Annotated in this window: 19 protein-coding genes and 1 pseudogene; 8 read left to right on the top strand and 12 right to left on the bottom strand. The window is 57.5% G+C overall.

All coding sequences use genetic code 11. The annotated features are described in order from the left end of the window. The first annotated feature begins 248 nt into the window (after positions 1–248). Together HMPREF3096_RS26940 and HMPREF3096_RS26935 are read left to right on the top strand one after the other, a co-directional pair. On the top strand, positions 249–2,675 hold the full coding sequence (locus HMPREF3096_RS26940) for a glycogen/starch/alpha-glucan phosphorylase (protein ID WP_032729896.1): 2,427 nt from the start codon (positions 249–251) through the stop codon (positions 2,673–2,675). A 64-nt stretch (positions 2,676–2,739) separates the two neighbouring features. Continuing rightward, complete coding sequence (locus HMPREF3096_RS26935; protein WP_023297340.1) at positions 2,740–3,078, top strand: STAS domain-containing protein; 339 nt, start codon at positions 2,740–2,742, stop codon at positions 3,076–3,078. Between the two features lie 38 nt (positions 3,079–3,116). Here the strand turns inward: HMPREF3096_RS26935 and HMPREF3096_RS31675 are convergent, their stop codons facing one another. Together HMPREF3096_RS31675 and HMPREF3096_RS31670 are read right to left on the bottom strand one after the other, a co-directional pair. Then, positions 3,117–3,827, bottom strand: coding sequence for an EAL domain-containing protein (locus tag HMPREF3096_RS31675; protein WP_228704812.1), 711 nt, complete (start codon positions 3,825–3,827; stop codon positions 3,117–3,119). A 217-nt stretch (positions 3,828–4,044) separates the two neighbouring features. Further along, positions 4,045–4,650: pseudogene (locus tag HMPREF3096_RS31670) on the bottom strand (CSS-motif domain-containing protein); the annotation flags it as partial. Between the two features lie 402 nt (positions 4,651–5,052). On the opposite strand from HMPREF3096_RS31670, the gene HMPREF3096_RS26925 reads away from it, so the two are divergent. The 4 genes from HMPREF3096_RS26925 (at position 5,053) to HMPREF3096_RS26910 (ending at position 9,859) form a co-directional block, all read left to right on the top strand. Next, positions 5,053–6,069 (top strand): iron ABC transporter substrate-binding protein, encoded by a 1,017-nt coding sequence (locus HMPREF3096_RS26925; protein WP_070544668.1) that lies wholly within the window; start codon positions 5,053–5,055, stop codon positions 6,067–6,069. A 21-nt stretch (positions 6,070–6,090) separates the two neighbouring features. Beyond that, positions 6,091–7,665, top strand: a complete 1,575-nt coding sequence (locus HMPREF3096_RS26920; RefSeq protein WP_008805909.1) for an ABC transporter permease — start codon at positions 6,091–6,093, stop codon at positions 7,663–7,665. A gap of 1 nt (position 7,666) precedes the next feature. Beyond that, positions 7,667–8,695, top strand: a complete 1,029-nt coding sequence (locus HMPREF3096_RS26915) for an ABC transporter ATP-binding protein (protein WP_023297343.1) — start codon at positions 7,667–7,669, stop codon at positions 8,693–8,695. A gap of 243 nt (positions 8,696–8,938) precedes the next feature. After that, positions 8,939–9,859 carry a GGDEF domain-containing protein gene (locus HMPREF3096_RS26910; protein WP_008805910.1) on the top strand — a complete coding sequence of 307 codons (921 nt, stop codon included), beginning with the start codon at positions 8,939–8,941 and terminating at the stop codon, positions 9,857–9,859. Here the strand turns inward: HMPREF3096_RS26910 and HMPREF3096_RS26905 are convergent. Then, the gene (locus tag HMPREF3096_RS26905) at positions 9,856–10,689 is read right to left on the bottom strand and encodes a helix-turn-helix transcriptional regulator (protein ID WP_008805911.1); all 834 of its coding nucleotides are present in this window, start codon (positions 10,687–10,689) and stop codon (positions 9,856–9,858) included. The genes HMPREF3096_RS26910 and HMPREF3096_RS26905 overlap by 4 nt on opposite strands. 261 nt (positions 10,690–10,950) lie before the next feature. On the opposite strand from HMPREF3096_RS26905, the gene HMPREF3096_RS26900 reads away from it, so the two are divergent. Continuing rightward, positions 10,951–11,718, top strand: coding sequence for a phytanoyl-CoA dioxygenase family protein (locus HMPREF3096_RS26900; RefSeq protein WP_004183607.1), 768 nt, complete (start codon positions 10,951–10,953; stop codon positions 11,716–11,718). 13 nt (positions 11,719–11,731) lie between these two features. Here HMPREF3096_RS26900 and HMPREF3096_RS26895 read toward each other — a convergent pair whose 3' ends face one another. Genes HMPREF3096_RS26895 through HMPREF3096_RS26875 form a run of 5 tightly spaced genes read right to left on the bottom strand, consistent with a single transcriptional unit; the run spans position 11,732 to position 16,694 of the window. Next, complete coding sequence (locus HMPREF3096_RS26895; RefSeq protein ID WP_008805913.1) at positions 11,732–12,073, bottom strand: PTS fructose-like transporter subunit IIB; 342 nt, start codon at positions 12,071–12,073, stop codon at positions 11,732–11,734. 15 nt (positions 12,074–12,088) lie between these two features. Next, positions 12,089–12,964, bottom strand: a complete 876-nt coding sequence (locus HMPREF3096_RS26890) for a [formate-C-acetyltransferase]-activating enzyme (RefSeq protein WP_008805914.1) — start codon at positions 12,962–12,964, stop codon at positions 12,089–12,091. Further along, positions 12,930–15,227, bottom strand: coding sequence for a formate C-acetyltransferase (locus HMPREF3096_RS26885; RefSeq protein ID WP_012968600.1), 2,298 nt, complete (start codon positions 15,225–15,227; stop codon positions 12,930–12,932). Before HMPREF3096_RS26885 ends, HMPREF3096_RS26890 begins: the two co-directional genes overlap by 35 nt. Before the next feature lie 49 nt (positions 15,228–15,276). Next, positions 15,277–15,597 (bottom strand): PTS fructose-like transporter subunit IIB, encoded by a 321-nt coding sequence (locus HMPREF3096_RS26880; protein ID WP_004179264.1) that lies wholly within the window; start codon positions 15,595–15,597, stop codon positions 15,277–15,279. Positions 15,598–15,617: 20 nt separating this feature from the next. Next, positions 15,618–16,694, bottom strand: coding sequence for a PTS fructose transporter subunit EIIC (locus HMPREF3096_RS26875; protein WP_008805917.1), 1,077 nt, complete (start codon positions 16,692–16,694; stop codon positions 15,618–15,620). Between the two features lie 309 nt (positions 16,695–17,003). On the opposite strand from HMPREF3096_RS26875, the gene ptsP reads away from it, so the two are divergent. Then, a complete protein-coding gene (gene ptsP / locus HMPREF3096_RS26870; protein ID WP_032729904.1) occupies positions 17,004–19,505 on the top strand; it encodes a phosphoenolpyruvate--protein phosphotransferase in 2,502 nt (833 codons plus the stop codon). Positions 19,506–19,542: 37 nt separating this feature from the next. Here the strand turns inward: ptsP and HMPREF3096_RS26865 are convergent, their stop codons facing one another. Genes HMPREF3096_RS26865 through HMPREF3096_RS26850 form a run of 4 tightly spaced genes read right to left on the bottom strand, consistent with a single transcriptional unit; the run spans position 19,543 to position 24,800 of the window. Beyond that, positions 19,543–20,508: a PDR/VanB family oxidoreductase gene (locus HMPREF3096_RS26865; protein ID WP_032729906.1), complete on the bottom strand. Its 966-nt coding sequence runs from the start codon at positions 20,506–20,508 to the stop codon at positions 19,543–19,545. 56 nt (positions 20,509–20,564) lie between these two features. Next, on the bottom strand, positions 20,565–22,013 hold the full coding sequence (locus tag HMPREF3096_RS26860) for an NAD-dependent succinate-semialdehyde dehydrogenase (protein ID WP_032729907.1): 1,449 nt from the start codon (positions 22,011–22,013) through the stop codon (positions 20,565–20,567). 18 nt (positions 22,014–22,031) lie between these two features. Continuing rightward, positions 22,032–23,156 carry a carnitine monooxygenase, oxygenase subunit YeaW gene (gene yeaW, locus HMPREF3096_RS26855; protein ID WP_008805921.1) on the bottom strand — a complete coding sequence of 375 codons (1,125 nt, stop codon included), beginning with the start codon at positions 23,154–23,156 and terminating at the stop codon, positions 22,032–22,034. A 36-nt stretch (positions 23,157–23,192) separates the two neighbouring features. Further along, complete coding sequence (locus tag HMPREF3096_RS26850; protein WP_004201469.1) at positions 23,193–24,800, bottom strand: BCCT family transporter; 1,608 nt, start codon at positions 24,798–24,800, stop codon at positions 23,193–23,195. Positions 24,801–25,279: the final 479 nt, after the last annotated feature.

Genomic DNA, 25,279 nt, shown 5'->3' with positions numbered 1-25,279 from the left:
CCTGACTGCACTTCACCTTCACCTCCCGACTCCGCAAACCCGCCATGTCTGTAGCGTTATCGCTGGCGAAAAGGTGACGATCAATCCATTGCAAATGGTTGTTATTTTAATTATTCAGCCTCTTGTTATAAACGGCAATGGTGCTGAGGAATAAAAACCATTCGGCAAAATATCTTCGTCTATACTTGGAAAAATGATGATTTACCTGCCATGGTTTTTACGCAGATACAGAGACCAGAGAGGTCAGCATGCCTGACATTAACCCGCAAAATATCAAAGAATTACGGGCGTTGGTTGAACAGCAATTACAGTACACATTGTGTGTTAGCTTAAATAAAGCTACGCATGGCGATATTTTTAACGCGGTGGCGCTGGCCATTCGTCATTTTCAACAGGACCATTTTTTGTTGAGCCAGACGCGGCAACGTGAAGAACGTAAAAAGCGCGTTTACTATCTGTCGATGGAGTTTTTACTGGGACAGTCGCTGCGTAATAACCTTTTGAATATGAATTTACTGGCGGAGATGCACCAGGTGGTGAATGACCTGGGGTTTGATCTTGACCACCTTCTTGACGAAGAGCCCGACGCCGCGCTGGGTAACGGAGGGTTAGGGCGCTTAGCCGCCTGTTTTATCGATTCGATGGCCACCCTTGATATTGCCGCATCCGGGCATGGCATCAAATACGAATATGGTCTTTTTCGCCAATCCTTTCAAAATGACCAGCAGATCGAGCATCCGGATGACTGGCATTCCATGCACTCCCCGTGGTTGGTCGAACATCATGCTCAGCAAATCCTGATCCCGCTGGGAGGTTATATTGAACACAGCGAAGATGTTGATGGCAATTACAATCCAATGTGGCTGGGCTGGAAAACGATTATCGGTATACCCCATGACTATTTCGTTTCCGGTTACCGGGATACGACGACCAACAAGCTGCGGCTTTATAGCGCGGTGGCCTCTGACTCCTTTAATATCCATATTTTCAATCGCGGTGATTATATCAAGGCGGTGAGTGATAAAATCGCGTCGGAGAATATTTCAAAAATACTCTATCCATCCGATGAGGTGCTGACCGGAAAAGAGCTGCGGCTGACGCAAGAGTATTTTCTGGTGGCCTGTACGCTGCGGGATATATTTCGCGACTATGCCGAGGTTAATGACGATATTACTTTCCTGCCGCAGCATGTGGCGATTCAGCTGAATGACACCCATCCGGCATTAGCGGTGGTGGAGCTGATGCGTATCCTCGTCGATGAACACCGGCTGCCCTGGGAGCAGGCGTGGGAGATAACGCAAAACACCTGTGCCTACACGAATCATACGTTGATGCCGGAAGCGCTGGAGACCTGGCCGGTGACGCTGTTTGAAAAACTGCTGCCGCGTCATTTGCAAATTATATTTGAGATCAACCATCGCTTCCTTGAAGAGGTAGCCCGGCGCTGGCCGGATAAAAATCATCTGTTATCCTCGCTGTCTTTAATCGACGAACATCACGATAAGCAAATCCGTATGGCCAATCTGGCGATTGTCGGTAGCCATCGCGTGAACGGGGTAGCATGGCTGCATTCGGAACTGGTCAAGAAACAACTGGTGCCCGACTTCTATTTTATGACCCCGGAGAAATTCATTAATCAGACCAATGGCGTCACGCCGCGACGCTGGGTGCAGCAGGCTAACCCCGGCCTGGCAGCATTTTTGCACCAACAGCTGGGGGAAGGGTGGCCAACCGATTTACCCTTGCTGTCCAGTCTGGAAAGCCTGGACGATGATACTGCTGTTATTGATAATATCCGGGCCATTAAATTTGCCAACAAAACCGCGCTCAGCCAGCTGGTCGCTCAACGCTATGGCATCGCCCTCGATCCGCTGGCGATGTTTGATTGTCAGGTCAAACGTATTCATGAATATAAGCGTCAGTTGCTCAATATTCTTCACGTGATCGCGCTTTATCTGGATATCAAAGAGACAGGGAAAACTATCGCGCCTAAGGTGCATTTGTTTGCGGGTAAAGCGGCGCCGGGCTATCGGATGGCGAAGCTGATTATTCAGTTGATTAATACCGTCGCCCGGAAAATTAACCGCGACCCGCAGGTTGCCGGGCAGCTTAAAGTGGTTTTCCTCGAAGATTATAAAGTTTCGCTGGCGGAAAAAATCATTCCGGCCACAGATCTCTCCGAGCAAATTTCCACCGCCGGGACCGAGGCGTCCGGCACCAGCAATATGAAGTTTGCCATGAACGGCGCGTTAACCATCGGCACCTATGATGGGGCGAATATCGAAATCCGCGAGGCCGTGGGGATCGATAATTTTTATCTGTTTGGCGCCGTGGCGGAAGAGATTGAAGAGAGCCGGCGCCTTGGGCATCACCATAATTTCTATCATCAGAACCCGGCTATGGCGCGTGTTGTCGATACCCTCGTGTCTGGGTTGTTCACCAGCGATCGTGAGCTGTTTGCACCACTTCACCACATGTTGACTGAGGGCGATCATTACTGTCATTTACTGGATTTCGACAGTTATTGTCAGGCCCAGCGGCAGGCGATGGCCGATTTTGAACTGCCGGAACAATGGCACCGTCGGGCCTTACTCAATATTTGTCGGATGGGAGAATTTTCCAGCGACAGAACCATACGTGGCTACGCCCGGGATATTTGGGGTATCACCTGCTAAAGAGAGAACACGCCGGCCGAAAAAGGGACTCGTCGACGGATATCAGTCACTATTGAGGATGAGCATGAACGTTGAATTACATACCGAGCAGGGCGTAAAAATTATTGTACCTCTTGTGCGCCGACTGGATGCTTCCGTCGTGCAGGCGTTTAAGCAGCAGGTTCTGGAGGCTATCGACCCGGATACCAAAAACGTGCTGCTGGATCTGAGCCACGTCGATTTCATCGACAGTAGTTGTCTTGGCGCGCTGGTATCCATTCTGAAAAGCGTCAACGGTCAGGGCGAGTTGGCGCTGTGTTCACTCAATGACACGATTAAAAACCTGTTTAAGCTCACCCGCATGGATCGCATCTTTTCCATTAAGGAGACTCGACAGGATGCGCTGAACACGTTCACTCAGTGATGACGTTGGTGCAGGCCCGCGGGTTATGGAGCGCCCGCTCATTCTTCGACAATCCGCGCCTTCGGTTTGCTCAGCAGGAGCATCACCAGCGCGACGTAGGGCATCGGCTTCCAGAAATAGTAGCCCTGCAGCAGATGAATATTCTGGCGATTGAGATACTCCAGCTGGACCTGGGTTTCGACACCCTCGGCAATGATGCGCAGTGACAGCGTCCGGGCCATCTCTATCACGCAGTCCAGCAGCTTGCTTGACGGCGCCTCCCCGGTTACCCGGCCGACAAAACTCTGATCGATTTTGATATAGTCGAAAATCAGCTCGTGGAGACAGGAAAGCCCGGAATAGCCGGTGCCAAAGTCGTCCAGCGCGATGGAAAACCCGCGGGAGTGTAACGTATTGAGCTTGTCCACGACCGCGTCGTTGAGCAACAGCGGCTCCTGCTCCGTGATCTCCAGCATCAGCTTCACCGCTTTCCCCTCAAAGCCGCGCTGATAGTGCAGGCAGTCATCGATAAACGACGGGGCGTTAATGTGTGACACGCTGATATTCAGGCCAATATGAAACCCATCCGGCAGCTTACTGAAGATGGGATTCATCTGGGCGGCGACCTGCGCCATCAGGCTGCGGGTCAGCGGGATAATTAAGCCGGTACGTTCGGCCAGTGGAATAAATTCCGCGGGCGAACGCCGCTGCGTGGTAGCATTTTTCCAGCGGGCGAGAATTTCCACACCGTATATCTCCCGTTTTCCCATTCACGACGGGCTGGTAGAAGGGAACGATATACCCCTGGGCGATGGCGTAGCGCAGGTTTTCTTCTTCAGAGGTATAGACATTCAGGTATTTGCGCAGCAGGAAATAAAATAATAGCGAGACAGAGAAAATGAAAATCAGCAGACCGAAGCCATTTTGAAATAAGCGACTGGGGCTAAAAAAAGGCGACTCGGGATAGATAATGCGAAACGGGTAGTCCGGTGAGCTAAATATATCCTGATGCGGGCTGGCTTTCAGCGGCCCCACATCGCCATATCTGGCGATCATCTGATGGTTGACCGAGAGCGCCAGTCCGGCGTTATCCTCATCGCTATACAAGGCATCGCGCAAATGGATGTCGCTGATACTGACAATGACTCTCACCTGCGCTGAACGCGTATGATAGATCAGCACCGGCCGCTTGTTAACCATCATCCTGGCGGGCAGCAGCTGCAGCTTCTCATCAGGCAAGGATTCCGGATGGAGCGTCAGGACTCGGTTGCCGGGGAGTGATGAGCACCACACCTGGCCATCTTTTATCAGCAGAATAGTGCGCAGATGAGGCTGCAGGGCGGCCTCCGTTCCGAGCTGAAATTGACCCTGACCAGAGCAACCGCTGCGGCTAACGTTCAGCGCCGTGGCCGTCGCCGCATGGGCCTCATCCAGAATGGCTGCGATCTTTTTCGCCGCCTGACGGGCGGCCGCGACATGAGTCGCCTGGTCCGAATGCCACAGTTGCCAGTTAATGACGAACACGCCAGCAAGAAACACCACCAGCGCCAGGGAAAAGGCAATCCATGCGTTTCGCCGCTTTATCTCTTTCATTTATCGTGCGTGCCAGGGTGAGTGTGCATAAAGTTAATCATCCCTCTGACGGTAAAGGCTTTTTAATGATCGTAGAAGGGGGATATCTTTCGTGATGACGGCGCATATTAAAAACATGATCAGTATCACAATACCCGCCAGCAAAGACCTCAGATAACGTGCAGAGGCGGCTGTTCTGTCACGAAGGTAATAAAAAAATCGCAGCTTAATGTTTTCTTAATCTAAATTTCGGGAGTGGATGGTTTTAAGCATTTTCTAATCCCTAATAACCGACCGGCGCTATTTTTTGCTTTTTTAAGTTTATGATAATTGTTTTCATTATCATTCTTTTTTTGCTGTGATTTAATCCTCTCCGCTCAGGCTATTTACCGTTTATTGCCCTATTTCATTAAGGATGCGTTCATGAAATTTCGCTTATCGCCCCTCCGTACGGCAGCGCTGGTTGCCGCTTCTCTGTTTCTGGCGCCGCAGGGGATGGCGGCTGACGCTCAGAACGGGATTGTGGTTTACAACGCCCAGCACGAAAATCTGGTGAAGTCGTGGGTGGATGGATTCACCAAAGAGACCGGTATTAAGGTCACGCTGCGCAATGGCGATGACAGTGAACTGGGTAATCAGCTGGTTCAGGAAGGCTCCGCGTCGCCGGCCGATGTGTTTCTGACCGAGAACTCGCCGTCGATGGTGCTGGTCGATAATGCCAAACTTTTCGCCCCGCTGGATGCCGCCACCCTGCAGCAGGTTCCGGCGCAGTACCGTCCGCAGCATGGGCGCTGGATCGGCATTGCCGCGCGCAGCACCGTTTTTGTCTACAACCCGGCGAAAATCAGCGAGGCGCAGCTGCCGCATTCCCTGATGGATCTGGCAAAACCGGAGTGGAAAGGGCGCTGGGCGGCTTCGCCATCGGGGGCTGATTTCCAGGCTATCGTCAGCGCGATGCTGGCGCTGAAGGGTGAGCAGGCGACTCTCGACTGGCTGAAGGCGATGAAAACCAACTTTGTCGCCTATAAAGGCAACAGCACGGTGATGAAAGCGGTCAACGCCGGACAGATCGACGGCGGGGTGATCTACCACTACTATCGCTTCGTCGATCAGTCCAAAACCGGCGAGAACAGCAAAAACACCCAACTGTATTACTTCAAACACCAGGATCCGGGCGCCTTCGTCAGCATTTCCGGAGGCGGTGTGCTGGCTTCCAGCAAACATAAGGCGCAGGCGCAGGCCTTTATTAAATGGATCACCGGCAAGCAGGGGCAGGATGCACTGCGCACCAATAACGCCTTCGAGTATGCCGTGGGGGGAGATGCGGCCTCTAACCCGAAACTGACCCCGCTGAAAGATCTGGATGCACCGAAGGTAGATCTTTCCTCGCTGAACAGTAAAAAGGTCATTGAGCTGATGACGCAGGCTGGCCTGCTCTGATCCTGAGGAAGTGATGTTGCTATGTCTGTTCTGAGTTTGTCGCTCGGAAAGAAAACAGGACGCCTGCCCGAGCGCAGGCGTCCTGCATTTCCGATGGTGGCGTTAGCGCTGCTGTTTTCATTGCTGGCGCTGTTGCCGTTAGGGTTTGTGGTGGCGGTTGGGTTCGACACCGGCTGGCCGACCATTAAAGCGCTGGTCTTTCGTCCGCGGGTAGGGGAGCTGCTCAGCAATACCCTGTGGCTGACGGTGCTGGCGGTCCCCATCAGCATTGTGCTCGGCGTGACGCTGGCCTGGCTGACGGAACGTACTGCCCTTGCCGGTCGGCAGCTGTGGTCGGCGCTGGCGGTAGCCCCGCTGGCGATCCCGGCCTTTGTCCAGAGCTACGCCTGGGTCAGTGCCGTGCCTTCGCTGCATGGCCTCTCCGCCGGGGTGTTTCTCTCGGTGCTCGCCTACTATCCGTTTATTTATATGCCGGTGGCGGCCGTGCTGCGCCGCCTCGATCCCACCCTTGAAGATGTCGCCGCGTCGCTGGGCACGCCGCCGTGGAAAGTGTTCTTCCGGGTGGTGCTCCCGCAGCTGCGTCTGGCAATCTGCGGCGGTGCGCTGCTGGTGGCCCTGCATCTGCTGGCGGAATATGGCCTGTATGTGATGATCCGCTTCGATACCTTCACGACCGCTATTTACGATCAGTTCCAGTCGACCTTCAGCGGTCCGGCCGCCAATATGCTGGCAGGCGTGCTGGCCTTGTGCTGCCTGGCGATCCTGCTGCTTGAGAGCGCCTCACGCGGTAAAGCGCGTTACGCGCGTATCGGCGCCGGGGCGGCCCGCGAGCAGAAGCGGCTTGTGCTGGGTAAAGGGGCCGCTTTTGGCGCGCAGCTACTGCTTCTGCTGCTGGTGATGCTGGCGATGGGGGTTCCCTTACTGGTCCTGTGCCGCTGGCTATGGCTGGGCGGCATCGACAACTGGCTGCATGCCGATCTCTGGCATTCTCTGCGCCAGACCCTGCTCCTGGGGGCGGGCGGGGCGCTGCTGACAACGGTTTGCGCGATCCCCATTGCGTGGCTCGGCGTGCGCTATCCGCGCCCGCTGTTCCGCCTGCTGGAGGGGTGTAATTACATCACCAGCTCGCTGCCCGGCATCGTCACCGCGCTGGCGCTGGTGACGGTCACCATCCACTACGCCCGTCCGGTGTACCAGACCGAAGTGACGCTGTTTCTGGCCTATCTGTTGATGTTTATGCCGCGTGCGCTGATTAACCTGCGCGCCGGTATCGCGCAGGCGCCGGTGGAGCTGGAAAACGTTGCCCGTAGTCTCGGACGCAGTCCGGCCCGCGCCCTGTGGAGTATCACTATGCGGCTTGCCGCGCCGGGCGCGGCCGCAGGTGCCGCGCTGGTGTTCCTTGGCGTCAGCAATGAGCTCACCGCCACGCTACTGCTTTCGCCGTTAGGCACCCGCACCTTGTCGACCGGTTTCTGGGCGTTAACCAGTGAGATCGACTACGTAGCGGCGGCACCGTACGCGCTGTTGATGATCGTCATTTCGCTGCCGCTGACCGCGGTTCTTTATATGCAGTCGAAAAAAATGGCAGGGTTGTAACATGCTGGAATTGTCTTCTATTTCGAAATCCTTCGCTGATGCGCTGGTCCTCGATAATCTCAATCTGACCGTAGCGCCGGGGAGCCGGACGGCCATTGTTGGTCCGTCCGGCTCGGGGAAGACCACGTTGCTGCGCATTCTCGCCGGTTTTGAAACGCCCGATCGCGGGCGGATCGTCATGCACGGTAAGTCTCTGTTTGCCGACGGTGTGTTTGTCCCCGCCCACCAGCGACGGATCGGCTATGTTCCGCAGGAAGGGGCGCTGTTTCCTCATCTTAATGTTGCGGACAATATCGCCTGGGGGCTCGACGCCAGCCGTGAGGAGAAGCGTCGCCGCGTGGGGGCGCTAATGGAGATGGTCGCCCTCGACCCTGGTCTGGCGAGTCACTGGCCACACGAAATTTCCGGTGGCCAGCAGCAGCGTGTTGCCCTGGCCCGCGCGCTGGCTCAGCAGCCGGCGCTGATGCTGCTGGATGAGCCGTTTTCTGCACTGGATACCGGGCTGCGCGCCAGCACACGCAAAGCGACGGCGGACCTGCTGGCCGAGACGGGGATCGCCTCGATTCTGGTGACTCATGACCAGAACGAGGCGCTGTCGTTCGCTACGCAGGTGGCGGTAATGCGTCAGGGGCGCTTCGCCCAGGTTGGAACCCCGCTGACGGTTTACTCGCAGCCGGTGGATGAAGAGACGGCGTTATTTCTTGGCGATGCCCTGATCCTCCCCGCACGCCTTAGCCCCGGCCGGGCAAGCTGCGCGCTGGGGGACCTGGCGACGGACGCACTGCATCCTGCTGGCGAAGGTAGGGTGATGCTGCGTCCGGAACAGCTGAGCGTCAGTGTGAGCGGGCCGCAGGAAAGTACCGCCATTATCCGCGATGTCGATTTCTCAGGCCAGCTTTCCACGTTGACGCTGTCGATGGCTGGGCACGAGCGGCCGATTGTCCTGCGAACCGTGAGCCAGCCGGCGTGGCAGCCCGGCGCGATGGTGAGACTGACGGTCAGCGGCAAGGCGCGAGTGTTTAGCGGCTAATCCCTGAGCAGGCGGCGCCGGCTATCGACGGCGCCGCACGGAAAGCTAATTAGATGGCGGATGAAGCCGCTAGTATCCGCGCCACTGACCTCGTCGCCATGGAGTGGTAGTACGTTGGAACAATTCCGCGGGGTCAGTCCAGTTCCCGCCATTTTACCGAACCGTCGCTTTTTCATTCGTCCCGCTACGCTTAACTGTTATCCTGTCTCGCGATCGGCCCTGTTGTTACCATGAGACACCGCTATGCCTGAACTCCATACTCCTGCGAATCGCCCCGGCCCGGCCGCTGTGGCCCGGGTGACGCTCCTGCCTGCGCTGCTGGTTATCGTCGCTGTTGCTGTCGGCTGCGCCCTGGTGTCGCCTCCGGTCGGTACACGACACGAGATCCTGACTAACCCCGGCCTCTATATCGATCTGCTGGCGTTGTTGTTTCTGGTGTTTATGCTGTGGAGCTCGGCGAAGGTGCGGATGAGCCACATTGCCGTCAACTGGGTACGCTATGGGCTGCTGTTGTGGATTGCCGGCGGCACCTTTGACGTGATGGATGAGATCGTGGTTCAGCCGCGCTGGATGGGCTACTACTGCGAAGATCTGCTGCGCCTCTCCGGGATGCTGCTGACCGTGGTGGGGGTCTACAAAATTATTGAGCGAATCAATTTGCTGTACGTCGATGCGCGCTCGCAATCCCTGAAGGATGAACTGACCCAGTTACCCAACCGGCGTTTTTTCATTGATACCATTCGCGAGAAGTCCGGGCATGCGCTGGGACTCATGATTCTGGATATCGATTTTTTTAAGAAAATCAACGATAGCTGGGGCCACCTGGTGGGGGATGAAGTGTTATTTTCGCTGGGGAAACAGCTGGCGAAACTAACCAGCGAGCAGGTCCAGCCGGCGCGGATCGGTGGGGAAGAGTTCGCCATTATCGTCGATGGCCTGTCGGAGCCCGAGCTGCACGCTCTGGCGCAGTCGATCCTTGCTAACGCTCGCACCATCCTGATCAATCATCAGACGCCGCTGTCGATCAGCATTGGCGTCGGAACCTGGCGGCCAGGCGAAGCGCAGGAGACGTTTATCCGTAAAGTCGACGAGGCGCTGTACAAGGCCAAGCATAACGGCCGCGGCCGCGTGGAGTGGGCGCCATCTGCCGGTGCGGCAGGTTAGGCCTGCTGCGCGCTACGGCAGTGTCGCCGATACTCCGATGGCGAGCGTTCTGTGTAGCGTTTAAAAACCCGGCAAAAATAGTTGCTGTCGACAAAGCCGCAATTGTGCGCAATCTCTTTCACCTTCAGGTCATAGCCGCGCAATAGCTGCTTCGCCTTTTCCAGACGGACACGGGTCAGATATTCATTAAATCCCACCGAGCCTGATTTCTGAAAAATATGCGATAGATAGTTGGGCGTGATGTGAAAACGTTTGGCTACCGATTCCCGCGTCAGCGGTAGACTGAGATTTTCCTCGAGGTAGTCCTGGACGGCGAGAAACAGATCCCGGCTGCGGCTGACGCGCATCTCCAGCCCGACCAGCTGTTCACGACAATGACTCAGCAGCGCGGCGATCACCAGTCGCGCGGTCAGCGGATCGGGCTGCAGGCTGACTTCATTCAGGCTCAGCAACAGGTAGGAACCCACGCGCGGCCCAAGCCGGGAAACGCTCTGTTTTTCCGTGTGCAGGCTTTTTCCGTCCCAGCGCTGAATACTGAATCCCAGTTTCTGCCGACCAAACAGAATGCTCAGGGTAGTGGCCGGACCGGTCCACTGCGGCAGCGTCCACTTCCCCGCCTGCACGTACAGTACCTGCAGCGTGGTTAACGTCGAGGCGGCCAGCGGCAGTCCCTGTTCATTCAGTTGGCCCTCCAGCACAATTTCCAGACGCGGAAACGGCACGTTGAAGGCGAGGGCAGGCACGGAGATATCCGGCTCAGGAAATCTCACCTGTAGGTGATCTTTTTGACCGATTAACCGATGCAGTATATCCGGCAGATCTTCAATCATTCTTTGCCCTCAGTATGCGCATTATCCTGTTGATGGTAATCTATTTTTTCCTTCCCGGCAGCGTTAGTTTAGCCATTTTGCGCAGCGGATTGCCGGCCAGCTGTAGCGCATGCATCGCCGGAAAAGAGATTATTGATGTCCATCACACTTTGTGGGCTCGCGTACGTATGTCCAGTTTTTTGTAGCGCTCGCCTCGTGTCATGCCGCGGAGGGACCAGTAGAGTTTGTTTGTGTTATCGGAACGTTAAAAAGGAACGTAAAATGAACTCATCATCGGCTAACTTTCTCGATGCGTTAGGCGCCAGCCAGACGCTCAGCGCGCAAATGAAACACGAGCTCGACACCCTCGGCTACACCGTCGTGCATAACGTCGTTGACGCCCAGTGGCTGAGCGAAATGCGCCTGCTCATTGACACCCTGGTTGAACGCGAAGGCGATAATCTGGCGATGGAGCACCATCAGGAGGCGACGGCGACGCGGATCGCTAACCTGATTAATAAGGGGGTTATCTGGGAGAAAGTCTGGTCACACCCGCTGATCCTCTCCGCTTGTCGCTATATCTTCAACGGGGATTTTAAAGTCTCCAGCCTGAACGCCCGCGAGGCGCTGTATAACGGCGGCCACCAGCCGCTGCACGCCGACTGGAAAAAGCCGCGCCCGGATTTTCCCAAAGTCCACCTGGTGAATACCATCTGGGCGATAGACGATTTGAGCGCCGCCAACGGCGCGCCGCGGATCATTCCTGGTACCCACCTCCGCCCCGAGTTACCAGAGGAGGTGCTGGCCGACCCGGAACAGGCCCATCCCGATGAGATTGTGTTTGCCGCGCCGGCTGGCAGCGTGATGATCTACAACGCCCACGCCTGGCACGGCGGCACCCGTAATCGTGAAGGCAGCAGACGACGCGTACTGCATGGGTTATATATCGATCGTGCGGATACGCCGCAGCAGGACCAGCGGCGCTGGCTCACGCCGGAGACGGCAAGCCGCCTGACGCCGGCGCAAAAATGGCTGCTGGATGTAGAATAAGGCCTGTCGCCGGTCAGGGAAGTTCTACATAGACGACCGGCTTTTTCATGATGCTTTTCACGGCCTCGACGATCTGCTGCGGCTGCAGCAGGAAGCTCTTGATGCTGGTTTTAATCGTCCGCAGGCCGCGAAAGCGCTGGGGGTCGTCGATTTCGATATCCGTCACCAGCAGCACCACTTCGGCGCGGGCGATATCTTCCGCGGTGATCCGATTTTCTACGCCGAGCGCCCCCTGGGTTTCCACCTTCAGGTGCCATTTTTCATGATGACCGACCTTTTCCAGTCGTTCGGCGGCCATGTAGGTATGCGCCACCCCGCTGACGCAGGCGGTGACGGCGACAATATTGAAGTCCATAACATCCTCCTGGCGTTAACCGCCGATAGTGACGTGGAAACCGGCCGCTTCGGCCATCACCCGATATGGTTGAATTTCCGCTTCGTCAGGCGCTTTCACGCTGGCCAGCGTCCAGGGTTTGCCCAGCAGACGGTATTTGGGCTCGCCATATTGATGAAACGGCAACAGGTGCATTTCTTTTAGCGCGAAAGGGGCGAGGAACGCCAGAATTTGGCGAAAATTATCGGTATTCAGTGTGTAGCCCGGGATCAGCGGCACCCGCGGGATCAGGTTGATTTTTCTCGCCGCCAGCTGGCGAAAATTGTCCAGCACCCGTGGCTGATTCATTCGCAGCAGCGACCGCGCCCGCTCAGGTTCCATGATTTTAAAATCAAACAGCACTTCATTGCAGGCTTCGGCCACCGGCAGGAAGCGGTCAAAAGCGCCGTCGCCCGCGGTTTCGATGGCGGTGCGGATCCCCCACTGGCGCAGGCGCTGGAGAAAGCGGGCGGCAAACCCGGCCTGCATGAGCACTTCGCCCCCGGAGAGGGTGACGCCGCCGCCGGAGGCGCGAAAGAAGACCTCATCCTTTAGCACCTCCTGCAACAGGTTATCCAGCGTCACATCGCGGCCAATCTGTTCCCACGCTCCGGACGGACATTCGGCGACGTCCTGCTGGCAGCGGGTGCAGCGCAGGCATTTACTCTCCCGGCGCAGGGTCTGAATCCTGGGTGAAATTGATTCGGGATTGGCGCACCACGGGCAGGTATGAGGGCAGCCTTTAAAAAAGACCACCGTGCGGATCCCCTGGCCATCGTTGAGCGAGTAGCGCTGGAGGTTAAAAATACGCGCCCGATCGGCGCGCGTGTCGATGACCTCACAGCTGATGCGCGGTGCGGCGGATAATGTCATCCTGAATCTCCTTCGACAGCTCAACAAAGAAGGCGCTGTAGCCCGCGACCCGTACCACCAGACCGGCAAAGTCCTGCGGCCGCTGCTGCGCTTCACGCAGGGTGTCGGCATTGACCACGTTGAACTGAATATGCTGCAGCTTGAGCTTGCAGAAGGCCTGTAAAAAATCGGCCAGTTTGTTCAGGCCGCCGTCGCCGGCCAGCGTTGCCGGAGTGAATTTGACGTTCAGCAGCGTACCGTTCGACAGCAGATAGTTATCCAGCTTGCTGACCGATTTCAGCACTGCCGTCGGCCCCTGGGAATCCTGACCGACCATCGGCGACAGGCCGCCGTCCGCCAGCTGTTCGCCGGCCAGTCGCCCGTCCGGGGTGGCGCCCACCACCGAACCCAGCGGCACGTGCGCGGAGACGGTGTAGGAGCCGGGGGTAAAATGGCCGCCGCGCGGGTTCAGATACTGCTCGACTTCTTTGCAGTAAAAACGCAGCAGATCGGCGCTAATATTGTCGACATCGTCGATATCGTTGCCGTATTTGTCAAAACGGTTAATCAGCCGGGCGCGGATTTTTTCCCCTTCCGGCGTCTGGAAATTGGCTTTCAGCACGGCCATCAGTTGGTCAAAGCTGAGACGCTGCTGGTCGAAGACCATACCCTTCAGGGCGTACAGCGAATCGCTCAGGTTAGCGATCCCGATACCCTGGACGCCGGAGAAGTTATAGCGCGCGCCGCCGGCGGTGATATCTTTGCCGTGCTGCACGCAATCTTCAATGAACGAGGAGAGCAGCGGGACCGGCGCCCAGTCGCGGTGGCCGATATCGCAAATGTTGCTGCCCTCGACCATCAGCTTGATGTAATGGCGAATTTTGTCGCGGATCTGGCAGATAAGGCCGTCCCAGCTGACGTCAGGCTGATGTTCATTTTCCTGCAGCACAATTTCCATCACCTTCAGCAGATTAAACATGGCGATATCATGCAGGCCGTAGGTGCGCCCTGGAATAGAGAGCTCCACGCAGCCGACCACCGCGTAATCGCGGGCATCTTCCAGCGACACGCCGCGGTTAAGGAAGGCCGGCACGACCACCTCATCGTTGAAAATCTGCGGGATCCCGGTACCCAGGCGAATGGTCTCAGCGGTTTTACGCAGGAACGGGCGATCAATCAGCTCGTTGACCCGCACGCCCAGATTCGGCTGCGGCAGCTGAACGTTTTGATAGGCGTCGAGGCATAAAAATGACAGCACGTTGACCGCGCTGCGCCCGGTGTCCGTCAGCCCGCCGAGCAGGGCGGTATAGCCGGTGGGAAAACCCGCGAAATAGCGCGCGCTGCTGGAGGAGCGTAGCAGGACGATATCGTTGCATTTCACCCACAGCGACTCCAGCAACTCCTTGAGATACGCGGGATCCTGACCCTGATTCAGCGATGCCTGATAAAACGGCAGCATATACTGGTCAAAACGCCCCAGCGAAATCGAGCTGGCATTGGATTCGTACTGCAGAATGATATTCATATACCAGAACAGCTGGCAGGCCTGGGGGAAATCCGTTGGCCGGTGCTGCGCGTTGTGGCGCGAAATAGCGGCGATGGTTAACAGCTCCTGCTGACGCTGCGGGTCCTGACAGTGCCCAGCCATCTCCTCTGCCAGCGCGGCGTAGCGCAGAATATGGCGCTGGGAAGCTTCCAGCAGGATCAGTACCGCCTGATAAAAGGGGTTCTCCGGTTGCCGGGCGCAGTGCGTTTTGAGTTCGGCGACCAGGGCGCCAAGGCCATGATTCAGCAGCCGTGGATAGTCGATGATGATATGGCCCTGGCCTTTATCGGTCTGGTTCACGCTGAATATCTGGGTGTTGACGGCGGCCTTGACCTCTTCAGTCATCTGGCCGTTGATGAAATCTTTCATTGAACGCTTTTCCCAGTAGGGGTACAGCGCTTCGCGGTAGATTTGCTTATCTTCTTCGCTTATCGCGAAGCGGTCCTGTGGTCGGGTCGGAAAGGCGTCGAGCTCGTTGAGCAGCCAGTAGGGGTCCATCTCGGGCGACATAATCCCTGCCCGCGGTTTGACGGTGCGGTTGCCGGCGATCAGTTCATCCTCACGAATCGAAATCATCACCTTATCGAGGATCCACGCGGTGGCTTTCGCCCGGCGGATAATCACCGGCTCGCCCTCCGTCTGCCGATGGCTGGCAGTGTAGAGTAATGCGCGCTCAAGGGAGATTTCGCGCGGCTGGGCGAACAGGCTGGCTTTCAGGCGTTGGGTACGATTCGTCATGATAAACTCCATGTTGTGGCGAAGGGCGCGAAGGCGCCCTTTTAAGGCTTCAGGCGCTCTGGGAAAGGTGGCTGTCTATCTTGTTCATGATGGCGTCGGCGCGCTTGACCGCATCGCTGATATTGACGCGCACGATAGTTTTCCCGGCAAAACGCTCTTCGAATTTGATGCCGATATCTTTGGTTAGAATGACCATATCGGCGGCGGCAATCTCCTCCGCCGTCAGTTCGTTTTCAATGCCAATGGAACCCTGCGTTTCAACCTTGACCTGCCAGCCTTTGGCTTTGGCGGCGCTTTCCAGCGATTCAGCGGCCATGTAGGTGTGAGCCACGCCCGACGGGCAGGCGGTGACAGCGATAATGTGGGTCATAATCTGTTCCTTCCAGTCTGTTAGTTAATTTCGAAATCAAGGTCTAGTTCATCGTCAGCGGCGACGTCAGTGGGTTTCTTTTTGGCGAAGGCTTTCAGCAGGATGACGCAGGCAGCGCTGACGCAGGCGCCGACCAGCAGCGCGGCAACAAACCCGAGCTTGCCCTGGACCACCGGCAGCACGATGAGCCCGCCCCAGCCGGCGTAACACTGGGCGCCCATCAGCGCGGCGGTGACGCAGCCGCTGGCGGCGCCAATCATATTGGCCGGAATGACGCGCAGCGGATCCGCGGCGGCAAAGGGAATCGCCCCTTCGGTCACGCCGACACAGCCCATCACCAGCGCGGCTTTGCCGGTTTCCCGCTCTTCGGCGGTGAAATATTTGCGGCCAATCAGCGTCGCCAGCCCCATGCCCAGCGGCGGTACGGCGATACCGACGGCAGCGATAGCCACCACGCTGTAGACGCCCTGCGAAACGCAAATCAGCATGAAGGCGTAGGCTACTTTGTTCACCGGGCCGCCCATATCAAAGGCCAGCATCAGACCCATAATGATGGCCAGCACCACGATGCTGCCCTCGCGCATCCCCTGCAGCCAGCCGGTCAGGTTAGCGGTCAGCGCGCCAACCGGCTCGCCAAGCCCCCACATCATGATCCCGGCGGTGATGAAGGTGCCGACGATGGGAATGATGAAAATCGGCATCACCGAGCGCAGAACTTTATGTACGGGGATTTTTTTCAGGTAATAGACCACCAGGCCGCCAATCATGCCGGCGATCAGCGCGCCGAAGAAACCGGCGCCAAAGCTGTTGCCCACCCAGGCGCCGATGGCGCAGGGGGCCAGCGCGGCGCGGTCAGAAATGGAGTAGCCGATGTAGGCGGCGAGAAAGGGCACCATCAGCGTCAGCCCGGCGACGCCGATATCAAAAAGTTTCTTAAGATTAGGGTCGGTGGCGGCATCGGGTACCGCGCCTTTGCCATACAACATGACGGAGACCGCCAGCAGGATCCCGCCGGAGACCACGAAGGGGATCATATGTGACACGCCGGTCATCAGATGCTGGCGGGTATTTTTTAGTATTTGCACCAGTTCGTTCATTGCTTGCTCCTGAGCGCTGTAGGGCCCGTGACAGTATTGATGCCTCAACATTAGAAAAAGGGCGGGGTATTAAACAGTAGAGAAAAAGTGCATTTACTGGATATTTGTAAGGTGAGAAAAGAATTGCGATCCACCTCAAATCTTAGTGATGACAGGAGAGATGAGCGCTAACAGGGTGGAATTGTGATGGCGGGCATAAAAAAATATTGTGTGTACAATAGTCCAGTAATTGCCAGTTTTATCACCTAGTCCCTGGGGCCGTCTTTTATTACTTTTTGAGGAAATAATGGATTGCTCTGGAGGAAGGCGATGGCTCTGGTCATTGAATTTACATGTGATTTGCCCAACGGCGTGCATGCGCGTCCGGCCAGTCTGGTCGAAACGCTGTGTAACCGTTTTTCATCGGCGATTGAGTGGCGGAACTTGCGCCGCGAGACCGGCGGAAATGCCAAGAGCGCGCTGGCGATTATCGGCAGCAATACCCTGAAGGGCGACGCCTGCCAGCTGCTTATCAGCGGCGAAGATGAAACTGAGGCATTCGCCGCGTTAACGGCTTTTATGCGCGATGAATTTCCCCACTGTGACGCGCCGCTGCCCGCTGCGCCAACGCTGGATGTCCAGCCGGTGCCAGAGTCGCTTTCGCGGCTGAACCCGACGCTGTTTCATGCCCACCCGGTGTGCGCCGGCAGCGCGGGAGGGACGCTGGTTCATCTCAAATCACGCGATCTGCACGAGCTGGGCGAACTGCCCGTCGCCGCCAGTCCCGAACAGGAGCAGGCGGCGCTGGATAATGGCCTGCGCCTGCTGGTGAAAGATATCGAGCTGCGGCTGCTGGACAATGACGGCACCGCCAGCGCGATCCTGGAAGCTCACCGTTCGCTGGCGACGGATGCCTCGCTGCGCCAGCACCTGCTTGGCGGTATTCTCACCGGGTTGAGCTGCGCCCAGGCGATTGTCGCCACCGGCGACCACTTCTGCGCCCAGTTCCGCGACTCCGGCAACAGCTATCTGCAGGAGCGGGTACTGGATGTACGCGACGTTTGCTTCCAGCTGTTACAGCATATCTACGGCGAAGCCCGTTTCCCGGCGCCGGGCCAGTTGCGGGAAGCGGCCATTTGTCTTGCCGACGAGCTGACCCCCAGCCAGTTTCTGGAACTGGATAAAACGCATCTCAAAGGGCTGCTGCTGCGCAGCGGCGGCACCACCTCGCATACCGTGATTCTGGCACGCTCATTCAATATCCCTACTCTGGTAGGCGTGGATTTAGCCGCGCTGCTGCCGTGGGTGGATACGCAGGTGCAGATTGACGGCAACGCCGGGCTGCTGGTGGTGGATCCGAGTCCGGCGGTAGCGCGCTACTATCAGCAGGAGGCCTGGCTACAGGCGCAAATCCGGCAACAGCAGCAGGTATGGCTGGATAAAGCCGGGCAGACGCAAGACGGTATCCGCGTGGAGATCGCCGCCAATATCGCCCATTCGGTGGAAGCGGTGGCGGCATTCAACCAGGGCGCGCAGTCGGTAGGGTTGTTCCGCACTGAAATGCTGTATATGGATCGCCCGAGCGCGCCGTCGGAAGATGAGCTCTACAACATCTTCTGCCAGGCGCTGGAACCCGCTGCCGGGCGCAGCATTATCGTGCGGACTATGGATATCGGCGGTGATAAGCCGGTGGCCTATCTCAACATCCCTGCGGAAAACAATCCGTTCCTCGGCTACCGCGCGGTGCGCATCTATGAAGAGTATCAGGCGCTGTTTCACACTCAGCTACGGGCGATTTTACGCGCCTCGGCGCACGGCTCGCTGAAGATTATGATCCCCATGATTTCATCAATGGAAGAGATCCTGTGGGTGAAAGAGCGACTGGCGGAGGCCAAACAGTCGCTGCGCGCCGAGCAGATCCCGTTTGATGAAAAGATCCCGCTCGGCATCATGCTGGAAGTGCCGTCGGTGATGTTTATCATCGATCAGTGTTGTGAAGAGGTGGATTTCTTTAGCATCGGCAGCAACGACTTAACGCAGTATCTGCTGGCGGTCGATCGTGATAATGCGAAAGTGACGCGCCATTATAACAGCCTGAATCCCGCCTTCCTGCGCGCGCTGGACTATGCGGTACAGGCGGTGCATCGGCAGGGGAAATGGATTGGTCTGTGCGGCGAACTGGGGGCCAAAGGATCGGTGCTTCCGCTGCTGGTAGGCCTCGGTTTAGATGAATTGAGCATGAGCGCGCCGGCGATCCCGGCGACCAAATCGCGCCTGGCCCAGCTGGACAGCCGCGCCTGCCGCCAGCTGCTGAATCAGGCCATGCAGTGCCGTACCTCACTGGAAGTGGAGCATCTGCTGGCCCAGTTCCGCATGCGTCAGCAGGATGTGCCGCTGGTGAGCGCCGAGTGCATTACGCTCAATAGCGACTGGCGCAGCAAGGAGGAGGTGCTGAAAGGGATGACGGATAACCTGCTGCTGGCCGGACGCTGCCGCTATCCGCGAAAGCTGGAGGCTGACCTGTGGGCCCGCGAGGCGGTGTTCTCCACCGGTCTGGGCTTTAGCTTCGCCATTCCGCACAGTAAATCCGAGCATATCGAGCAGTCGACCATCAGCGTCGCGCGGCTGGCGCAGCCGGTGATATGGGGCGATGAAGAGGCGCAGTTTGTGATTATGCTGACGCTGAACAAGCACTCGGCGGGCGATCAGCATATGCGAATCTTCTCGCGGCTGGCGCGGCGCATTATGCACGCGGAGTTCCGTCAATCTCTGGTATCCGCGGAGAGCAGCGAGGATATTGCCGACCTGCTGCGCCGCGAGCTGGAACTGTGATCTGCACACCGGCCAGCGGCGCTGGCCGGAGAGCGAGCTATAAATCCAGCACTAACCGGCCGCCTTTGGCGCGCGAGCAGCAGATCAGCATACTCTGCTGGCTGGCTTTCTCTTCCTCGCTGTAATACTGATCGCGGTGGTCCGCTTCCCCTTCCAGAATCATCGTTTCGCAGGTGCCGCACACCCCTTCGCGGCACAGGCATTCCACCTTCGCCGCTTTGTTATTCTCAATAACCTGCAAAATGGTCATGTCCTGCGGTACGGTAAATTCGCGTCCGGAACGCGCCAGCACCAGGGTAAACGCCTCTCCGCCTTTATCCTCAACGATAAACTGCTCAAAGTGCAGCTGACTGGCGGGCACCTGATGGCGTTCGGCGGCGGCTTTCACCGCCTCGTTAAGCGCCGCCGGGCCGCAGGTATACACGTGGGTTCCGGGCTCGAGGTCGGCGAACAGGCGCGGCAGGTCGAGACGGCTGCCGAGCGCTGATACATGAACATTGACCCGATCTCGCCACGGCGCGGCGCTGAGCGCATCGACGAAAGCATTATTGTCGGCGTCGTGGAAACAGTAGTGCAGCTGCCAGTCGGCCTGCTGTTGTTCCAGTTCCGGAATATGCGACAAGAATGGCGTAATGCCGATACCGCCGGCGATCAGCAGATGTTTTCGCGCCTGTGGTTCGATGGCGAACAGGTTGTTGGGCGTGGACACCGTCAGGGTATCGCCCGGGCGCACCTGCTGGTGCATAAAGCGCGAGCCGCCTTTGGAAGGCGACTCAAGACGCACCGCAATCTGCCAGCTGGTGGTATCCAGCGGCGAGCTCATCAGCGAATAGGCGTTACTGTAGCGCTGCTCGCCATCCTGCATCTGGACGATAATATGGCTGCCGCCGCTGAATCCCGGCAGCGGGGCGCCGGTCGGCGACACTAGCGTAAAACGCTTCACCTGGGCGGTGATCTGTTCAACATCGCGAACGATCGCCTCAAACATTTGATAATCAGACATCGCTGAACTCCATCAAAAATCCCGGCGTGGCCAGCGCCGCCGCCGGGAGAGGACATTTACAACCCCTGGCAGAGATACTTCATCTCCAGGTAATCTTCGATTCCGTGTTCCGACCCTTCGCGGCCAAGGCCGGACTGCTTCACTCCGCCAAATGGCGCGACTTCGTTGGAAATCAGCCCGGTATTGATGCCGACCATCCCGTATTCCAGCTGCTCGGAGACGCGCCAGATACGGGCGGCATCGTTGCTGTAAAAATAGGAGGCGAGACCGTAGATGGTGTTATTCGCCTGCTCGATGACCTGCTGCTCATCGTCAAATTTCACCAGTGCGGCCACCGGGCCGAAAATCTCTTCCTGCAGCAGCAGTGACCCCGGCTGTACGTCGCCGATAACCGTAGGGGTGAAGAAATTACCGCCCAGTGGGTGCGCTTTACCGCCGGTTAACAGCGTTGCGCCGCGGGTCAGGGCGTCGTCGAGCAGGGACTGGACTTTGCGCCCGGCGTCGGCGTTGATCAGCGGGCCAATCTGTACATCGGACTCGCTGCCATCGCCAACTTTCAGGGCGGCGACGCGGGCGACGAATTTATCGCAGAATTGGTCGTAGACGGCGCGATGAATATAGAAGCGATTGACGCAGACGCAGGTTTGCCCGGCGTTGCGGAACTTGGCGATCAGCGCTCCCTCGACCGCTTTATCGATATCGGCATCGTGAAAGACGATAAACGGCGCGTTACCGCCGAGCTCTAAAGAGAGCTTTTTGATGGATTCCGCGCACTGGCGCATCAGCACGCGGCCAACTTCGGTCGAGCCGGTAAAGGAGAGCTTACGCACCCGTTCATCGCCGGTGAACACCGCGCCAATCTCACGCGACTGGCCGGTGACAACGTTAATCACGCCCTGCGGGATCCCGGCCTGATTCGCCAGTTCCGCCATCGCCAGCGCGGTAAACGGCGTTTCGTTGGCGGGCTTTATCACCATCGTACAACCCGCGGCCAGCGCCGGGCCGGCCTTACGGGTGATCATCGCCGCCGGGAAGTTCCACGGGGTGATCGCCGCGCAGACCCCCACTCCCTGGCGGATCACCATCAGGCGTTTATCGGCGCCGGGGGAGGGGATTATCTCGCCGTTGGCGCGTTTCCCTTGTTCGGCAAACCACTCGATAAACGAGGCGGCATAGGCGATTTCGCCTTCCGCTTCCGCCAGCGGCTTGCCCTGCTCGGCGGTCATGATCTGCGCCAGCGCGGTTTTGTTTTCGAGGATCAGGCGGTGCCAGTTTTTCAATTGCGTGGCGCGCTGAGCGGCGGTTAATGCGCGCCAGGCCGGCAGCGCGGCCGCTGCGGCATCCACGGCCTGCTGCGCTTCCGACCGACCCATATTAGGGATCTGGCCGAGCGTCGCGCCGGTGGAAGGGTTGCTGACGGCAAGCGTCGTGCCGTCGGCGGCGTCGCGCCAGCTTCCGGCAATCAGCGCCTGCTGGCGAAACAGATCTGAGTGAAACACGGACATGGCTAACTCCTTCAATGATTACGGCTGGAACACCTGGGCCACCAGATTGTGGAAATGGGCGATCCCGTGCTCGGAGATCCCGCTGCCGCTGTTATCCGCCATAATGCGCCCCTGGCCGCGATAGCCGCGGGACTTCAGCCCCTTCTGCACGCTTTCCACCAGGCGTAAATCTTCCGGGCGGAACACGTCGCGATACCACTCAATCAGCGCTTTCTGATCGTCAGTCAGCTCTTCGTTGGTGAAATAGATGTCGTAATTCTGCAGAGTGGTCTCTTCATCCACCGGGAATTCATAGATCACGGTCATCATGCCCTTGATCGGCGTCACGTTGAACATGGTGCACGGCCACAGCCAGAAACCGTGGAACGCGGCGTCGGTACCTTCTTCGAATTTAAACGACTGCTCGGACGGCTTGGCGAAGCCATACTGCAGCGTCCATTTGCCGTGCATGGTGTGCCAGTAACGGTCAACCTGTACGGAATCCGAGAAGCCCGGGTGCGCCGGGCCGCAGTGGTAACATTCCAGATAGTTATCGACGATATTTTTCCAGTTCGCCGGGGTGAGAGTGGTAAAGCGCGCCGCCAGTTTCAGATCATGTACGTCCGGGCAGGCTTCCAGCACTTTGTCCTGCAGGCCCGGCAGCTGCGTTTCCACGCTCTCCGCTTGCGGGTTCATATTGATAAACACAAAGCCGGCATACTCTTCCAGGCGAACCGGCACCAGCGTTGCCTTTTCGCTATCGAAATTCGCCACGTTTTCGCAGTTGCGGGCGTGGGCGAGATTGCCGTCAAGCTTGAAGGCCCAGGCGTGATAGGGGCAGGTAATCACGTTTTTGGCTTTACCTTCACCGCTCAGCAGCTGGTGGCCGCGGTGCGGGCAGACGTTATAGAAAGCGCGCAGAATGTTGTCGCGGCCGCGGACGATAACGATATTTTCGCCAATGATCTCCCGGGTGATGTAGTCGTTCGGCCGGGCGACCTCGCTGCCGTGGGCGACGCAAATCCAGCTATTGGCGAAGATGCGCTCTTTCTCGTGCTCAAACGCCTGGCTGTCGGTATAAAAACGGGCCGGAATGGTCCAGGCATCCTGCGGATTGGCGCAAAAGTTAATCGGCAGAGTAAAGTCAGGGCTCAAATTGCTCATGTAAGGTCACCTTGTGATTATTGTCAGTAAGAGGTTTTACAGCGACTGGCCGTCGCCTTTGAGTACCGTGCCAACCGGTAGCGTCTCGGCTTTAATCATTGGCTCGGGCGTATGGGTTTCTATCTGATTGACCGGCACGTGGGCGTAGTCCTGTTTTAGCCAGCGCACGAAGCCGCCGGTTTTAATCAGTAAAATGGCCAGGAACGGTAGGGCGGTCAGCACCACGGTGGTTTTCATGGTCTCAAGCGAAGCGCCGGTAAACAGAATCGATAGCGGGATGAGGGTGATCACCACGCACCAGAACAGGCGCATGCCGCGATCCGGATCGTCGCCTTCGCGCAGGTTGCGGGTGCTGGTCGCCGCCATGGTGTAGGCCACCGCATCCATGTGCGAGGCGAGGAAAACAATCATCACGAACAGATAGGCGGCGAGGAACAGCTTACCTGCCGGCAGCGACATCAGGACCTGCTGGACGGCGGTTTCGCCGCCAAGAGTCTGCATCACCTGCGGTACGTTAATCACGCCGTTAACGAACTGGTGCATGGCGTAGCTTTCCATCACCCCAAAGAAGAACCAGCAGCCGGCGGTGCTACCAAGGAGCAGTCCCCATATCACCTCTTTGATTTTGCGCCCGCGGGAGACGCGGGTGACGAACATCGCCACGCCCGGGGTATAGGAGATCCACCACAGCCAGTAGAAGACGGTCCAGTTGCGGGTAAAGGCGCCGTCGCCGAGGGGATCGGTAAACAGGCTCATCTGCAGGAAGTTCTGAGTCGTCAGGCCGACGGCGTTAATGATGTTATTGGTGATGAATTCGGTCGGACCAACCAGTAATACCACCAACGGCAGCAGAAACGCCCCCCAGCCGACCATTTTGCTCAGGCGCTGCAGGCCGTTGTTGATGCCAATCCACGAACTCATGCAGAAAATACCGCCGGAGAGCAGGATCACAAACGCCTGCACGGTGAAGTTATCCGGCAGTCCGGTCAGCGCTGACAGGCCGCGGGTGAAGGTGGCGGCAGTGACCACCAGCGAAATGGTTAACGCGCCGACGGTAGCGATCAGGAACATCAGATCGACCAGACGGCCCCAGAAGCCCTGCGGACTCACTCCGGTGATCGCTGAAATGATCCCGGAGAGGCTGAGGCCTTTATTTTTCCGCACGTGGAAGTGATAGGCCATGATCAGCGAAGCGAGAGTGTAGGTCGCCCAGGCGCTAACCCCCCAGTGGAAGAAAGAATAAGGGATGCTGTATTCCAGCGCTTTCGGCGATTGCGGAGCAATGTTCAGGCCCGGGGTCTGGTAGTAATAAGCCCATTCGGCAACGCCCCAGTACAGCGTGGAGGAGCCGAGCCCGGCGCAGATAAACATAAACAGCCATGAGAGGGTACTGTATTCGACTTTGCCTTCGCCGAGACGGATATTGCCGTATTTGCTGGTCGCCAGATAGAGCACCAGTCCCAGCGCCAGCAGCACCAGTACCTGTACCGTGGAACCCAGCAGGCGGGTCACGCCGTTAAAAATCGAATCAGCCGCCTGCGCGGTTTGCTGCGGGAAGAGACTTAATGTAGCGGCGATGAAAACAATGGCCGCCAGGCTGATGGCAATCAGCGGCACATCTTTTTTCTTTACGTTGCTCAACATGGGTGATCTCCTGGGCATGATTGCCCGTCGGTGGCTTTAGCCTGTCGTTGTTATCACGCTGTAGGGTCAAGGTTCGTAGCAAAAGCTATTAACAATCGGATTATTTCTTCGTTACATGAATTAAACAATTGGCCGTTTCGTGAAGCAATAAAACACGGAACGGAAATAATAAAAGGTGAATTGGCGCAGGTTCTGTCCTTTCAGGAATTAATAAAGTTCACCGCTGTGATGCGGTCCACTTGTCAATCGTGGGGGATTCTGCATAGCGAAAAGAGAGGGAAGTTGGCGCAGGTCTCCCCGGGTAGCGGCTGCGCCTTACCCGTGCTTGCTACTCGCGGTGTCGTTTTTTTGTCGGGTGGCGGCTAACGCCTTACCCGACCTACGGTCCGTGCCATTGCGAGCTTAAGATCTCTACCTTGTCCCCATGGCTACTGCAACTGCCGGTGTTGGCCGGAGCCCGGGGGTACAGGGGGCGGCGG

The sequence above is a fragment of the Klebsiella sp. HMSC25G12 genome, from assembly GCF_001807705.1.
In the GTDB taxonomy this organism is placed as follows: domain Bacteria; phylum Pseudomonadota; class Gammaproteobacteria; order Enterobacterales; family Enterobacteriaceae; genus Klebsiella; species Klebsiella variicola.
Note: the sequence above shows the minus strand (reverse complement) of the source record. Positions and strands in the feature narration are given on the sequence as shown.

What these genes read in the sequence shown, in the direction of transcription:
- HMPREF3096_RS26940 (WP_032729896.1), top strand. Translation starts at nt 249, where the DNA reads ATGCCTGACATTAACCCGCAAAATATCAAAGAATTACGGGCGTTGGTT.
- HMPREF3096_RS26935 (WP_023297340.1), top strand. Translation starts at nt 2,740, where the DNA reads ATGAACGTTGAATTACATACCGAGCAGGGCGTAAAAATTATTGTACCT.
- HMPREF3096_RS31675 (WP_228704812.1), bottom strand. Translation starts at nt 3,827, where the DNA reads ATGGGAAAACGGGAGATATACGGTGTGGAAATTCTCGCCCGCTGGAAA.
- HMPREF3096_RS26925 (WP_070544668.1), top strand. Translation starts at nt 5,053, where the DNA reads ATGAAATTTCGCTTATCGCCCCTCCGTACGGCAGCGCTGGTTGCCGCT.
- HMPREF3096_RS26920 (WP_008805909.1), top strand. Translation starts at nt 6,091, where the DNA reads ATGTCTGTTCTGAGTTTGTCGCTCGGAAAGAAAACAGGACGCCTGCCC.
- HMPREF3096_RS26915 (WP_023297343.1), top strand. Translation starts at nt 7,667, where the DNA reads ATGCTGGAATTGTCTTCTATTTCGAAATCCTTCGCTGATGCGCTGGTC.
- HMPREF3096_RS26910 (WP_008805910.1), top strand. Translation starts at nt 8,939, where the DNA reads ATGCCTGAACTCCATACTCCTGCGAATCGCCCCGGCCCGGCCGCTGTG.
- HMPREF3096_RS26905 (WP_008805911.1), bottom strand. Translation starts at nt 10,689, where the DNA reads ATGATTGAAGATCTGCCGGATATACTGCATCGGTTAATCGGTCAAAAA.
- HMPREF3096_RS26900 (WP_004183607.1), top strand. Translation starts at nt 10,951, where the DNA reads ATGAACTCATCATCGGCTAACTTTCTCGATGCGTTAGGCGCCAGCCAG.
- HMPREF3096_RS26895 (WP_008805913.1), bottom strand. Translation starts at nt 12,073, where the DNA reads ATGGACTTCAATATTGTCGCCGTCACCGCCTGCGTCAGCGGGGTGGCG.
- HMPREF3096_RS26890 (WP_008805914.1), bottom strand. Translation starts at nt 12,964, where the DNA reads ATGACATTATCCGCCGCACCGCGCATCAGCTGTGAGGTCATCGACACG.
- HMPREF3096_RS26885 (WP_012968600.1), bottom strand. Translation starts at nt 15,227, where the DNA reads ATGACGAATCGTACCCAACGCCTGAAAGCCAGCCTGTTCGCCCAGCCG.
- HMPREF3096_RS26880 (WP_004179264.1), bottom strand. Translation starts at nt 15,597, where the DNA reads ATGACCCACATTATCGCTGTCACCGCCTGCCCGTCGGGCGTGGCTCAC.
- HMPREF3096_RS26875 (WP_008805917.1), bottom strand. Translation starts at nt 16,694, where the DNA reads ATGAACGAACTGGTGCAAATACTAAAAAATACCCGCCAGCATCTGATG.
- ptsP (WP_032729904.1), top strand. Translation starts at nt 17,004, where the DNA reads ATGGCTCTGGTCATTGAATTTACATGTGATTTGCCCAACGGCGTGCAT.
- HMPREF3096_RS26865 (WP_032729906.1), bottom strand. Translation starts at nt 20,508, where the DNA reads ATGTCTGATTATCAAATGTTTGAGGCGATCGTTCGCGATGTTGAACAG.
- HMPREF3096_RS26860 (WP_032729907.1), bottom strand. Translation starts at nt 22,013, where the DNA reads ATGTCCGTGTTTCACTCAGATCTGTTTCGCCAGCAGGCGCTGATTGCC.
- yeaW (WP_008805921.1), bottom strand. Translation starts at nt 23,156, where the DNA reads ATGAGCAATTTGAGCCCTGACTTTACTCTGCCGATTAACTTTTGCGCC.
- HMPREF3096_RS26850 (WP_004201469.1), bottom strand. Translation starts at nt 24,800, where the DNA reads ATGTTGAGCAACGTAAAGAAAAAAGATGTGCCGCTGATTGCCATCAGC.